Here is a 12,066-nt window from a genome sequence, read left to right as displayed (position 1 = left end):
CCCCTACGGCTTGAGTTGGTCGTACACGACTCCCGTCAGCTCCTCCGATGCCGCCCAAAGCCGTTGCCCCATCGCGTCGTTGAGGGTCCACGGCGCCCGCCAGGAGCGGGCCGGCGCCCCGCGCCACATCGCGAGTCGCGGACCGTAGAAGGAATCGGGGCGTACGTCGGGCGCGGTCGCCGCGTAGAGGGAGGGCAGCGCACCGGCCTCCGCCGACTGGGCGAAGACCCGGTTGCCGAGTTCCATGGCCCGTTCCGCGGCCCTGCGCCCCTCCACCCTCGGCCCGGCGGTCTGGAGGTTGGTTGCGGCGTACCCGGGGTGGGCGGCGGTCGCGACCACCCCCGAACCGGCCGCCGCGAGCCGCCGCGCCAGTTCGTGGGTGAAGAGCAGGTTGGCGGTCTTGGACCGGGAGTAGGCAGTCCAACGCCTGTACCGGCGCTCGCTGTTGAGGTCGTCGATGTCGATGTTGGCGAGCGTGTGCATGAAGCTGGAGACCGTGACGATCCGGGCGTCCGGCGCGTCGAGCAGCGCCGGCAGCAGCAGCCCGGTCAGCGCGAAGTGCCCGAGGTGGTTGACACCGAACTGCGTCTCGAAGCCGTCCACCGTCGTGCCGTACGGCATCGCCATGACCCCGGCGTTGTTGACGAGCAGATCGAGCCGCTCGTACGGGAACGTGGCCGCGAACTCCCGTACGGAGCCCAGGTCCCCGAGGTCCAGCCGTCCGAACTGCGCCTCGGCGCCCGGCACTTCGGCGACGATCCGGTCGGCGGCCTCGCTCCCCCGCGCCTCACTCCGACACGCGAGCACCACCCGGGCACCCTTGCGGGCCAGCTCCCGTGCGGTGACGTAGCCGAGCCCGCTGTTGGCCCCGGTGACGACGGCGACCCGGCCGCGCTGATCGGGCACGGCCTTCTCGTTCCAACCGGACATGGGCGGCTCCTTCCGTCGACGTGTGAATCCCGGTGCACGAAGAGCGTACGAGAGCCGGACCGGCCCCGCCGTCCCCACGCCGAATGCCCCGACCATGACGGACCATCACAGCTTGGTCACTCACCCTTCACCTGCCCCGTCCCGGCGCTACGTTCCAGGCCACATCAGACACAGGGGGACGAGATGACCCATCCGTACGCGATGCCACCCGTACCACCGGCTCCCCAGCCGGACCGCCCCGCACCCCGCTGGGCCCGCAAGCGGTATGTGCTCCCGGCCCTCGCTCTGGCCCTCTTCGTCGGCGCCGGCATAGGCGCCTCCGGCCAGGACACGAAGAAGGACACGACGGCCGACGCGAAGCCGGCGGCGGCCAAGCCGCAGCCGACGACGACGGTCACGGCGACCGCGACGGAGACGGCGGCTCCGTCGCCCGCGCCCACGGTGACCGCGACGAAGACCGTCAAGGTCACCAAGACGGTCACGGCCGAGGCGGCAGCGGGCAGCGGCTCCGGGTCCGACAGCGGCTCCGATTCCGGCAGCGGCGGCAGCACCTACTACACGAACTGCACCGCGGCCCGCGCCGCCGGTGTCACGCCCCTCTACCTGGGCGACCCCGGCTACGACTCCCACCTCGACCGGGACGGGGACGGGGTCGCCTGCGAGTGACGGACGGCGGGGCAGCGGCGGGGGTCCGGGCAGTCGTACGCCCGGACCGGATGTTCCTGCCGTTCCGGGGTGCAGGCGCGGCGGCCGTGGGCTCGGTGTTCGCCTCGAAGAAGGGGGCCGCCCGGATGCGCGCGTTCATCGCGTCCAGGCTGGAGGGGCGACCCGAGTATCAGGCCCGTGCGAATCGCTTCGGCGGCGTGCGGCCGATGTCCGCGGCGATGGCCGGGTCCGGCCTGACCGGAAATGTCAACGCGAACTGACACCACCCCGGGTGATCTCTTGGAGTCGCTCAGCGGCTGAGATGGTCTAACGTCGCGGCATGATCTCCGATGCGTCGTTACCCGAGCATGAGTTCACAGTCACCAGCTCGACCGTGGTCTACCAGAACCGCTGGATGACCGTTCGCGAGGACAAGACGGTCCGCCACGACGGCACAGAGGGCTTGTATGGCGTGGTGCACAAACCCGACTTTTCGTTGATCATTCCGCATGAAGATGGGGGCTTCCACCTCGTTGAGCAGTATCGGTATCCAGTGAAGGCCCGCTATTGGGAGTTCCCTCAGGGCGCGTGGGAGGACAGACCGGACGCAGACCCGCTGGACTTGGCGCGCGGCGAGCTTGCGGAGGAGACGGGCCTGGCCGCTCGGACGATGACGCCCCTGGGGCACCTCTTCGAGGCCTACGGATACTGCGACCAGGGGTTTCACGTCATTCTTGCCACGGATCTCACCCGTGGCGAACCCCACCTGGACGACGAAGAAGCTGGCTTGATCAGCCGTTGGTTTTCTGAGGCGGAAGTGTGGCAGTTGGTCGCCGAGGGCCGGTTCAAGGACGCTCCGTCGGTAGCGGCCCTGGCACTATTCCAGCATTCCCGCAAGGACGGAGGCTGAGACCGAGCGGTAGACCTCAGGACCTCCTCCACTCCGCGATGAGCACGCGCGCCAGGACGCGCACCAGCGCGGTGTCCGGCTCGACGAGGTCGGCGTGCTCGCGGTGTGCCCACACGTCTCGCCCCGGTCCGCTCATGCTCTCCTCGTGCCAGAGGTGAACTGCGTCGTCGGGATCGGCGATCGGCTCGTCGTAGTAGCGGCAGAAGCGCAGGGTCATGACGCACCCGCGATCTTCGTGTGGCAGGAACAGGTGCAGCGCCGTACGAGGACCAGGCCGCCCCCGTGGGGTAGTGGGATGTCCTTGGTCTGACGGCAGTCGTGGTGCAGTTCCTGATATCCGTCCAGCGCGGCCACCGCGCACTCGGCGGAGCGCGTCGAAGGGTCGTCGATGGGCGCGGTCACGGCCGCGCGCCGAGGTTCTCGTAGTGGTCGCACAGAGCGCTCAAGGTGCGTGCCAGGCGTCGTGCGTAGCCGACTTCTTCGCCGAATCTGCGGATCGGCTCGGCCCGGAGTTTTCCCCGCGCCTCGCCCACGCAGGCGAGCGCGCAGTACCGGGGGATGCTGTCCTTCTTCAACCGCCTGACGGACTGCTCGACCTCGGGGATAAGCAGTTCCAGGTGGCCTCGAATCATCTGGGTCAGCGTCTCCAGTTCATCAGCCGTTGGGGGCAGAGCCACGGCGTCGGGGTCCAGCAGAATCTGCGCGGTCTCGCGCATGACTGTGATGTCAGGGCGATCGGCCTGCCTGCGCTCAGTGCGTTCGGATGCTGCGGTGGTGCGGTTCGCCATGTCGACCCCTGCCCAGTCGGCCACGCCCGGGGCCGTTCGCGTGGTCGCCGGGTCTCGTCGTGCCCCTTGAAGTTAGGAGTGCGATGGACGCCGATGCCAGCAATGTGCAGATCTTTGCATGCACGTCAACCTGCCCTGGTTCTTGACGAGTTCGACCTCTTGACCAGCTACACAATCTGTCGGAGCGTGTCGCAAAGAACTGCACATCTCATGGATGGAGACAGTCATGGCGCTACGGTTCATCGGAATCGACCCCGAGACCAAAACCGCGGACTCACCGACCGTGTGGGTCGACCAGGAGAAGGGCGAACTCGTCTTCCAGGGATGGAAGCCCGACCCTCAACTCGAAGCAGAGTGCGGTGCGTTCGAAGTACCAGGTCATGCCGTCGGCATTCCGGTGGACGAGGCCATCGTCCGCATCCCTGCCAGGATGGTGCACATGATCAGGGAGGCGTGCGATGCCCTCGATCGTGCCGACGATCGCTGACCTCATGAACGAGTGCACACGCTCCGCTGTGCACCTTGAGATGCGAGATCACTACGGGGTGGCCGCAGAGGCTGATGACTTCCGGACATGGCTGGAGACCGGCCGGCTCGACACAGACCCCAGATCGCCGGACTGGGCACCCTGGGTGGACCTGGTCTCCCGCGCCGTGGCACGCGGCGTCGCGGTACGGCGCGCCCGGATCGTGTCCGAGCCCGTCACGGACTACATCCGCTACGAACACGCCTCCACCGGCGTCAACCTGCACGCCGGGGAACAGGTGCGCTGGTTGCCCCGCCGCCGCGCCTCGGACATCGCCCTGCCGGGCAACGACTTCTGGCTCTTCGACGACCAGGTGATCCGGTGGGGCTACTTCTCCGGCGACGGAGCCATGATCGGCCACGAGGTCTCCGAGAACCCAGCTGCCGCGAAGCTGTGCGCTGAGTCCTTCGAGGCCGTATGGGCACGCGCGATCCCGCACGACCAGTACCAGATCCACTGACCAGAAAGCACCGGCAGCCAACCCATGCCCGCCTCGCCCTCCTCGTCTGCCCAGGCCGCACGTGAAGCCGTCGCCCGCCGGCTGCGCGACCTCCGCAAGGAAGCCGGCCTGACGGTCGTGCAGTTGGCTGCCGCGTGCGACTGGCACTACTCGAAAACCTCACGCATCGAGAACGCCCTCACCGGGCCGTCCGCGAACGACATCCGACGATGGTGCACCGCCACTGGGTCGGACGGACAAGCGCAGGACCTCGTCGTACAGTCCATCAACGCCGAATCGATGTACCGGCAATGGCGCGACCAGGTCCGCGCCGGACTACGCCACATCCAGGAAAGCAGGATGCAGGCCTCCCGCGAGACCCAGAACTTTCGGATCTACTCCTCCAGCATCGTCCCCGGGCTCTTGCAGACAGAGGGCTACGTCCTCGCTGTCCTCGGCCTGGCTGCAGGCATCCATGACCTGGACATCGACGACAGCGCGGAGGCCGCGCGCGCCCGGCTCGAACGCTCTCGCATCATTCACGAGCAGGGACACCGTTTCGTCGTGGTCGTCGAAGAGGCCGTCCTACACTCCCAGGTAGCCGACGCCGACGCGATGGCAGCCCAACTCGGCTACCTCCTCACCGCCGGCGCCCTTCCAGCCGTCTCCCTCGGCATCATCCCCATGACCATCCGCCGGACGCACTGGCCCGAAGAGACCTTCCACATCTACGACGACAAACACGTCTCCGTCGAACTGGTCTCCGCCGAGGTGAACGTCACCCAACCCTCCGAGATCGCCCTGTACGTGAAGGCGTTCGAGCGGTTGCGCAGCATGGCCGTGTACGGCGCGAACGCTCGCGCTCTGATCGTGAAGGCCATCGAAGCCCTGCGCTGAGCCCATGCTTTGGCCTAATTGATGGTCGATCCATAAGCGGCTCTTCGGTTGCTCCTTGTCGTCGTCACCGCGCCTGTAGACCTTGCCACAGGAAGACATGACCATGTCGCGCCACAATGTGGAGTAGGCCGCAGAGCAGGGTACGGCACGCCGAGTTAACTGATCCCTAACTTGCGATTCGTCCGACCAGTTCCACGAAGCGAGCGAAGGGTCCGGCCAGCGAAACTGGCCGGACCCTTCACCTAGACTCTTCGACAGTTCGGCAACGCTGGGGTTAGCCGTCCATTTTTTCACCCTCTTATTTTGCGTGCGCCTCAGTTGACACACAAGGCGAAGTCGAACAGTTCACCCCAAGGATATACCATCTAGACATCACGTTCAAACAGATCAGTTCGTTCGAGAATCGCACCAGAAGCTAGCGATTGCGCATAAATAATTCCCTTCAGATGGTCCAATTCATGCTGAATAGCGCGGGCAAGAAATCCCTCTGCGTGAATCTCAAGTTCATTACCATCGAGATCCGAGTACGCTACGTGAATCTTCCGTCGCCGCTCAACACTGCCACGCCATCCCGGCAGAGACATGCAGGATTCAAACTTGACATCTTTCTTTCCCGTAGCAGAAAGAAGGACAGGATTAACCAGAACGAGGTCAGGTTCACTCTTAAGTTCAGAGACATTAACGACAGCGACAGCTTGCTGTACACCGATTTGAGGAGCCGCCAATCCGACGCAAATCGAGTGGGCGTGCATCGTGTCGATCAGGTCGCGAACAAGTTCAGCGGTCTGATCACCCCCCGAGGGCGCGCGCGGCGACTCTTGGAAAAGCGGAGAATTCATCTCACTCAAAGCGACAAGGTCGAGTTGAACTAGTCCTTTAATCGGCATTCTGTGCTCCATTCGCTTGGCCGCCCGATCGCGCGCGATTAGCAGTTCTCCTGGGTGCAGCTTGTGGCCATGTCCAGAAGATACGGTAATGATGATATAGGCGAGGCTTTTTGATCACCCATTGATAATAACCATTCCGAACAGACTGCCTCTCAGTGTAGAAGCTAAAATATGATTCGATACCTCGCGCCATCTCTCGGTGGCACTGGTTAACAGTCAAGGCTTCAGGCAATTTAAGCGTTAGCACCAAGCGCCGAGTGGGCTCATCGATAGACGTAGAGAAGAACGGACGTGATTTCATATCAGCGTCATTGACCACCTGTATCAATTCAAACTCGACTTCTTCCCCTTTCTTCAGCGCTTGATGAAAATCGACACTAAAATAAACCCAGATACCGGGACGATCCAGCTTCCTTACATTTCGAACAATGTCATTATTGACACTTTGCGGCAGTGGAGCTTCAACCGCGCCAGTCCAGAGGAACTTGTCCATGAAACCTTCAAGATCTGACGTGAGAGCCTTTACTTTGTATCTCCTCCGATAGGTCAGCACACCCCGCTCATTCCGTTCATACGTGATCTCTTTCTCGATCATTTCAAACTTGAAATCAACCTTGTCGTATCGGCAGCGAAAATGGCTATTCAGGTTCAACATGTGGTTAATCAAGATAGATCCACCGGATGCCACAAAAATCCCCAGAGGCGCCCCGAGATCCTTCACTGCTGGCCACACTTGACCCGAAATAATCCAAACAATCAAAATACCGGACGCCCCAAAAGCGAATCGAACAAGGGCCCCAACGAGTTGCCCAAGAAGGGCCCGGGTAATCGCATCTTTCCAGTCGATCTTCACGTTCCCCCGCTCACCCATCCATGAAAATCTTCGATTGCTTGAAGCTCAGCCAATATGCCAAACGAACTTGACTATCTCGGCAGCATACAGGTTGACATCAAAAGGTTCTATACCCTTCAGATCTTTGAATGTTTTCGGTTTGCCATTTTTATACGCTCGATAAATTCACTTACCTGCATCATCTCGACTAGGCCAACTACGTCAATTAGCGTGGCCGAGGTCGGCGGGATGCAGCAAGGCGCACGCATGCGCTCGGTCAGCGCGCCCGCGATCGTGACCGACTGTCGTCGATTGAGGCATGACCAACGAAGACCAGACTCCCTGCCTGATCGGTGGCAGGATCGTTCCATTTGCTTCCAAGGTCATACGGGGAACAAGGGAACAGGTGTCCGCGAAGGGGTGCGGCCCAAGATCCAGCCGGGCCGTCCGGGGGCGGCCCGCAACAACCGGCGACGACCAATGACGACCACCACCGCGCAGCTCATCGGTGAGGTAGAAGGTGCCCCCTCCCCACCCGTGAGCCGGATCAATACATGCGCTACTGACTGTGCGTTCGTCATGTCCTCTTCCCCGCACGAGCCAACAGGGTCAACCAACCCGAGGGCACAACGAGGGCACAACGGCCTCGCACAAGCCCAATGGCAACCAACGCCAGCAAACGCCATTTCGCCTGTTCAGCGACTCAGCTTGACAGCCCCCTCTGATCACGAAGGAGGGACGGCACCCCCGCACAGGGTGCCGCCCCTCCTTAGTGATCCGGAACCGCCGCCCATCGGTGAGGGTCGGGGACGGGCGACGGTTCCGGCGTTCAGTGGTCGGTCGTATGGCCTACCAGCGGTCGGCCATACGGCCCCTACGACCTACCGGTGGTCGCTCCCCTGCGCCACCGAAGCCGCCCGTCCCGCCTCAAGCCGCGCCACCGGGATCCGGAACGGTGAGCAGGAGACGTAGTCCAGTCCCACCTCGTGGAAGAAGTGGACCGACTCGGGGTCGCCGCCGTGTTCGCCGCAGACGCCGAGCTTCAGGTCGGGGCGGGTTTCGCGGCCCGCCTTCGCCGCGAGCTTCACCAGCGAGCCCACACCGTCCCTGTCGATCGTCTCGAAGGGGCTGACTCCGAAGATGCCCTTCTCCAGGTAGGCGGTGAAGAACGATGCCTCCACGTCGTCGCGGCTGAAGCCCCACACCGTCTGGGTGAGGTCGTTCGTGCCGAACGAGAAGAACTCCGCCGCCTCCGCGATCTGGCCCGCCGTCAGTGCGGCGCGCGGGAGTTCGATCATTGTGCCGATGGACAGTTTCAGTGACGTGCCCGTCGCGGCCTCCACCTCGGCGATGACCTGGTCGGCCTCCTCGCGGACGATCTCCAGCTCCTGGACCGTGCCGACGAGCGGAATCATGATCTCGGCGCGCGGGTCGCCCTTCGCCGCCTTGCGTTCGGCCGCGGCCTCGGCGATCGCCCTCACCTGCATCGTGAACAGGCCGGGGATCACCAGGCCCAGGCGCACTCCCCGCAGGCCCAGCATGGGGTTCTGTTCGTGCAGGCGGTGGACCGCCTGGAGGAGGCGGAGGTCGTTCTCGTGGGACTCCTGGCGGGACTCCGCAAGCGCGACGCGGACCGACAACTCCGTGATGTCCGGGAGGAATTCGTGCAGCGGGGGGTCCAACAGGCGGACCGTCACCGGGAGTCCGTCCATCGCCTTGAACAGCTCGACGAAGTCCGCCTTCTGGAGCGGGAGAAGCGCCTTGAGGGACTCCTCGCGTTCGGTGTCCGTGTCGGCCAGGATCAGTCGTTCCACCAACTCGCGGCGGTCGCCGAGGAACATGTGCTCCGTACGGCAGAGGCCGATGCCCTGGGCACCGAAACGGCGGGCACGCAGCGCGTCCTCGGCGTTGTCGGCGTTGGCGCGTACCCGCAGGCGGCGTACCCGGTCGGCGTACCCGATGATGCGGTGGACCGCCTCGACCAGTTCGTCGGCGTCGTCGGCGCCCGCGTGCATCCGGCCCTCGAAGTACTCGACGACGGGGGACGGGACGACCGGGACCTCGCCCAGGTACACCTTGCCGCTGGAGCCGTCGATGGAGATGACGTCGCCCTCCTCCACGACGTGTCCGCCCGGCACGACCATCCGGCGCCGCTTGGTGTCGACCTCAAGCTCCTCAGCGCCGCAGACACACGTCTTGCCCATGCCGCGCGCGACGACGGCCGCGTGGGACGTCTTGCCGCCGCGGGACGTCAGGATGCCCTCCGCCGCGATCATGCCGTCGAGGTCGTCGGGGTTGGTCTCACGGCGGACCAGGATGACCTTCTCGCCCGAACGCGACCACTTCACCGCCGTGTACGAGTCGAAGACCGCCTTGCCGACCGCCGCGCCCGGCGAGGCCGCGATGCCCCGGCCGACCTGCTGGACCTTCGCGTCCTCGTCGAAGCGCGGGAACATCAGCTGCGCCAACTGGGCGCCGGTGACGCGCTGGAGGGCCTCCGCCTCGTCGATCAGACCCTGGTCGACGAGCTGGGTCGCGATACGGAAGGCCGCGCCCGCCGTCCGCTTCCCCACCCGTGTCTGCAGCATCCACAACTGGCCGCGCTCGATGGTGAATTCGATGTCGCAGAGATCCTTGTAGTGGTTCTCCAGGGTCTCCATGATCTGCATGAGCTGGTCGTACGACTTCTTGTCGATCTGCTCAAGTTCCGCGAGGGGCACGGTGTTCCGGATGCCGGCGACGACGTCCTCGCCCTGCGCGTTCTGCAAGTAGTCGCCGTAGACGCCCTGGTGGCCGCTGGCGGGGTCGCGGGTGAAGGCGACGCCCGTGCCGGAGTCGGGGCCGAGGTTGCCGAAGACCATCGAGCAGACGTTGACTGCGGTGCCGAGGTCGTGCGGGATGCGTTCCTGGCGGCGGTAGAGCTTGGCGCGGTCGGTGTTCCAGGAGTCGAAGACCGCGTGGATGGCGAGGTCCATCTGCTCGCGCGGGTCCTGCGGGAAGTCGCGTCCCGCCTCGGTCTTGACGATCCGCTTGAAGCGGGTGACCAGCTTCTTCAGGTCGGCCGCGTCCAGTTCGGTGTCGACCGTGACCTTCTTGGCCTCCTTGGCCTTGTCGAGGGCCTCCTCGAAGAGGTCGCCGTCGACGCCGAGGACGGTCTTGCCGAACATCTGGATGAGCCGGCGGTAGGAGTCCCACGCGAAGCGCTCGTCGCCGGCCTGCTTCGCCAGGCCCTGCACGGACTTGTCGGAGAGGCCGATGTTCAGGACGGTGTCCATCATGCCGGGCATGGAGAACTTCGCCCCGGAACGGACCGATACGAGGAGGGGGTTGTCGGCCTGCCCCAGCTTCTTGTCCATCGTCGACTCGAGTGCGTCGAGGTGTGCGCTCACCTCGTCACGCAGTGCCGCCGGCTCCTCGCCACTGTCGAGGTAGGTCTTGCACGCCTCGGTGGTGATGGTGAAGCCGGGGGGCACGGGAAGGCCCAGGTTCGTCATCTCGGCGAGGTTGGCACCCTTGCCGCCGAGAAGGTCCTTGAGGTCCTTGTTTCCCTCGGTGAAGTCATAGACGAACTTCGCTACGTGGGGTTCTTTGTTTTCCGACACGGGTCTCGACTCCTCGGGACGCGGGTGGCTGCCCTGACGGCCAGGAACATACCCAGATCGAAGGCGTCTGGGTACGTCCACTTGCATGTCATGCGTCCGTAACCAGTCGTCCGCCAGCGGATCGAAAGTCAAAGCTCGGCAAGCGATGACCGCCGGATGTTTTCACTTCTTGAACGCAATGGCGTCCAGAAGCGCGGATTCCCGCTCGCATGAGCGGATCACGGCACGTCTGATTTCGATCGATGAACGATCAAGGCGTGGCACGGAGTGCCACTCCTTGGAGAAGTGCAGCCGCCCAAGATCCGCTCACCTGAGCGCTACCCCTATCAAAGGTGGTAAGAATCACGCTTCCACACCCGGTCGGATTTCACCATGCGGACGAGTCTCGGGACTGAAACGGGGACGTCACATGCCCAGCGCGAGCAGCCGCTCCTCGACCCGCTCCGGCGCGTACAGGTACTCCACGACCAGCGCACCCGCCCCCACCAGCCCGGCCCGCTCCCCGAGCCGCGAGGTCAGTACGTGCAGATGAGCGGTGGAGCGCGGCAGTGCCCGCTGGTACAGCAGCTCGCGTACGCCCGTGAGGAAGGAGGTTCCGGCCAGGTCTCCCGCGATCATCAGCACCCCGGGGTTGAGCAGCGTCACCACGGTCGCCAGGACGTCCCCGACCTGCCGTCCCGCCTCGCGGGCGAACGCGGCTGCTCCCGGGTGCCCCGACGCCAGCAGGTCCCGTACGTCCGAGCCGGACGCCGCCGGCACCCCGGTCTCGGCCAGCCGTCGCGCGACGGCGCCACCGCTGGCGACGGCGGCGAGACAGCCGTAGGACCCGCAACGGCACAGCGCCTGCGCGCCCGCCGGGATCCGGATGTGGCCGATGTCGCCCGCGCCGCCGTCGATCCCCCGGAAGATGGAACCGCCGACGACGACCCCGGCGCCGATGCCCGTCGAGACCTTGACCAGGACGAAGGCCTGGCAGTCGGGGTGGCCCGTGCGCTGTTCGCCGTAGGCCATCAGGTTGGCGTCGTTGTCGACGAGGACCGGCACCCGGGGGGCGCCGGTGTGTTCCGTGAAGGCGCGGGCCAGGCGGCCTCTTATGTCGTAGCCGTCCCAGCCGGGCATCATCGGCGGCTGGACGACCCGGCCGGTGTCGGTGTCGACCGGGCCGGGGACCGCGAGACCGATCCCGCAGACCTCGGACGCCCGGTGCCCGGCCTTCTCCAGCAACTCGGCGAACCAGCGGCCCAGTTCACCCAGCACGACGTCGGGGCCGTCCTCGATGACGAGCGTGCCGCCGTGCTCCGCGAGGATCTCGCCGGTGAGCGAGAGGACGCACGCACGCGCGTGGCGGGTGTCCAGGTCCGCCGCGAGGACCACGGCGTGGGCGTCGTCGAATTCGAGGGTGATCGAGGGTCTGCCGCCCAGCGGGGAGTCGACCGGGCCGCCCGCGCCCTCGCGCAGCCAGCCCGCGCGGAAGAGCCGGTCCAGGCGCTGGCCGACGGTCGCGCGGGAGAGTCCGGTCACCTGTTGGAGGGCGCCGCGGGTCGTGGCGCGTCCGGTGCGCACCAGTTCGAGCAGATCTCCGGCGCTCCCTTGACCTCTTCCCGTCATGC

The 12,066-nt window shown here is 65.2% G+C and carries 14 protein-coding genes; 6 read left to right on the top strand and 8 right to left on the bottom strand.

What is annotated here, in order from left to right:
• Positions 1 to 3: 3 nt before the first annotated feature.
• Positions 4 to 930, bottom strand: a complete 927-nt coding sequence (locus AB0I51_RS02230) for an oxidoreductase (protein WP_362970486.1) — start codon at positions 928 to 930, stop codon at positions 4 to 6.
• Between the two features lie 183 nt (positions 931 to 1,113).
• Between AB0I51_RS02230 and AB0I51_RS02225 the strand changes: the two genes are divergently transcribed.
• The 3 genes from AB0I51_RS02225 to AB0I51_RS02215 are packed head-to-tail and all read left to right on the top strand — an operon-like array spanning position 1,114 to position 2,485.
• Positions 1,114 to 1,596 (top strand): excalibur calcium-binding domain-containing protein, encoded by a 483-nt coding sequence (locus AB0I51_RS02225; protein WP_362970484.1) that lies wholly within the window; start codon positions 1,114 to 1,116, stop codon positions 1,594 to 1,596.
• A gap of 50 nt (positions 1,597 to 1,646) precedes the next feature.
• Positions 1,647 to 1,856, top strand: coding sequence for a hypothetical protein (locus tag AB0I51_RS02220; protein ID WP_362970482.1), 210 nt, complete (start codon positions 1,647 to 1,649; stop codon positions 1,854 to 1,856).
• Positions 1,857 to 1,915: 59 nt separating this feature from the next.
• A complete protein-coding gene (locus AB0I51_RS02215) occupies positions 1,916 to 2,485 on the top strand; it encodes an NUDIX hydrolase (protein ID WP_362970480.1) in 570 nt (189 codons plus the stop codon).
• Positions 2,486 to 2,501: 16 nt separating this feature from the next.
• On the opposite strand, the gene AB0I51_RS02210 is transcribed toward AB0I51_RS02215, so the two are convergent.
• The 3 genes from AB0I51_RS02210 to AB0I51_RS02200 are packed head-to-tail and all read right to left on the bottom strand — an operon-like array spanning position 2,502 to position 3,273.
• Entirely contained in the window at positions 2,502 to 2,702 is a 201-nt protein-coding gene (locus AB0I51_RS02210) for a hypothetical protein (RefSeq protein WP_362970478.1), read from the bottom strand.
• Positions 2,699 to 2,887: a hypothetical protein gene (locus tag AB0I51_RS02205; protein WP_362970476.1), complete on the bottom strand. Its 189-nt coding sequence runs from the start codon at positions 2,885 to 2,887 to the stop codon at positions 2,699 to 2,701. The genes AB0I51_RS02210 and AB0I51_RS02205 overlap by 4 nt, the downstream gene beginning before the upstream one ends.
• Positions 2,884 to 3,273, bottom strand: coding sequence for a DUF6415 family natural product biosynthesis protein (locus tag AB0I51_RS02200; protein WP_362970474.1), 390 nt, complete (start codon positions 3,271 to 3,273; stop codon positions 2,884 to 2,886). The genes AB0I51_RS02205 and AB0I51_RS02200 overlap by 4 nt, the downstream gene beginning before the upstream one ends.
• 226 nt (positions 3,274 to 3,499) lie before the next feature.
• Here AB0I51_RS02200 and AB0I51_RS02195 point away from each other — a divergent pair, with 226 nt between their 5' ends.
• The 3 genes from AB0I51_RS02195 to AB0I51_RS02185 are packed head-to-tail and all read left to right on the top strand — an operon-like array spanning position 3,500 to position 5,135.
• Entirely contained in the window at positions 3,500 to 3,760 is a 261-nt protein-coding gene (locus tag AB0I51_RS02195) for a hypothetical protein (protein ID WP_362970472.1), read from the top strand.
• Complete coding sequence (locus AB0I51_RS02190) at positions 3,732 to 4,259, top strand: DUF6879 family protein (protein ID WP_362970470.1); 528 nt, start codon at positions 3,732 to 3,734, stop codon at positions 4,257 to 4,259. The genes AB0I51_RS02195 and AB0I51_RS02190 overlap by 29 nt, the downstream gene beginning before the upstream one ends.
• A gap of 24 nt (positions 4,260 to 4,283) precedes the next feature.
• Positions 4,284 to 5,135: a helix-turn-helix transcriptional regulator gene (locus AB0I51_RS02185; RefSeq protein ID WP_362970468.1), complete on the top strand. Its 852-nt coding sequence runs from the start codon at positions 4,284 to 4,286 to the stop codon at positions 5,133 to 5,135.
• A gap of 365 nt (positions 5,136 to 5,500) precedes the next feature.
• Here AB0I51_RS02185 and def read toward each other — a convergent pair whose 3' ends face one another.
• The 4 genes from def to AB0I51_RS02165 all read right to left on the bottom strand — a co-directional run bounded on the left by def (position 5,501) and on the right by AB0I51_RS02165 (position 12,064).
• Complete coding sequence (def, locus tag AB0I51_RS02180; protein ID WP_362970466.1) at positions 5,501 to 6,022, bottom strand: peptide deformylase; 522 nt, start codon at positions 6,020 to 6,022, stop codon at positions 5,501 to 5,503.
• Positions 6,012 to 6,875 (bottom strand): hypothetical protein, encoded by an 864-nt coding sequence (locus AB0I51_RS02175; protein WP_362970464.1) that lies wholly within the window; start codon positions 6,873 to 6,875, stop codon positions 6,012 to 6,014. The genes def and AB0I51_RS02175 overlap by 11 nt, the downstream gene beginning before the upstream one ends.
• An 860-nt stretch (positions 6,876 to 7,735) precedes the next feature.
• Complete coding sequence (gene ppdK / locus AB0I51_RS02170) at positions 7,736 to 10,456, bottom strand: pyruvate, phosphate dikinase (protein WP_362970462.1); 2,721 nt, start codon at positions 10,454 to 10,456, stop codon at positions 7,736 to 7,738.
• Between the two features lie 405 nt (positions 10,457 to 10,861).
• Positions 10,862 to 12,064 carry an ROK family protein gene (locus AB0I51_RS02165; RefSeq protein WP_362970460.1) on the bottom strand — a complete coding sequence of 401 codons (1,203 nt, stop codon included), beginning with the start codon at positions 12,062 to 12,064 and terminating at the stop codon, positions 10,862 to 10,864.
• Positions 12,065 to 12,066 lie beyond the last annotated feature (2 nt).

It is taken from the genome of Streptomyces sp. NPDC050549 (genome assembly GCF_040655035.1).
Lineage (GTDB): Bacteria > Actinomycetota > Actinomycetes > Streptomycetales > Streptomycetaceae > Streptomyces.
Note: the sequence above shows the minus strand (reverse complement) of the source record. Positions and strands in the feature narration are given on the sequence as shown.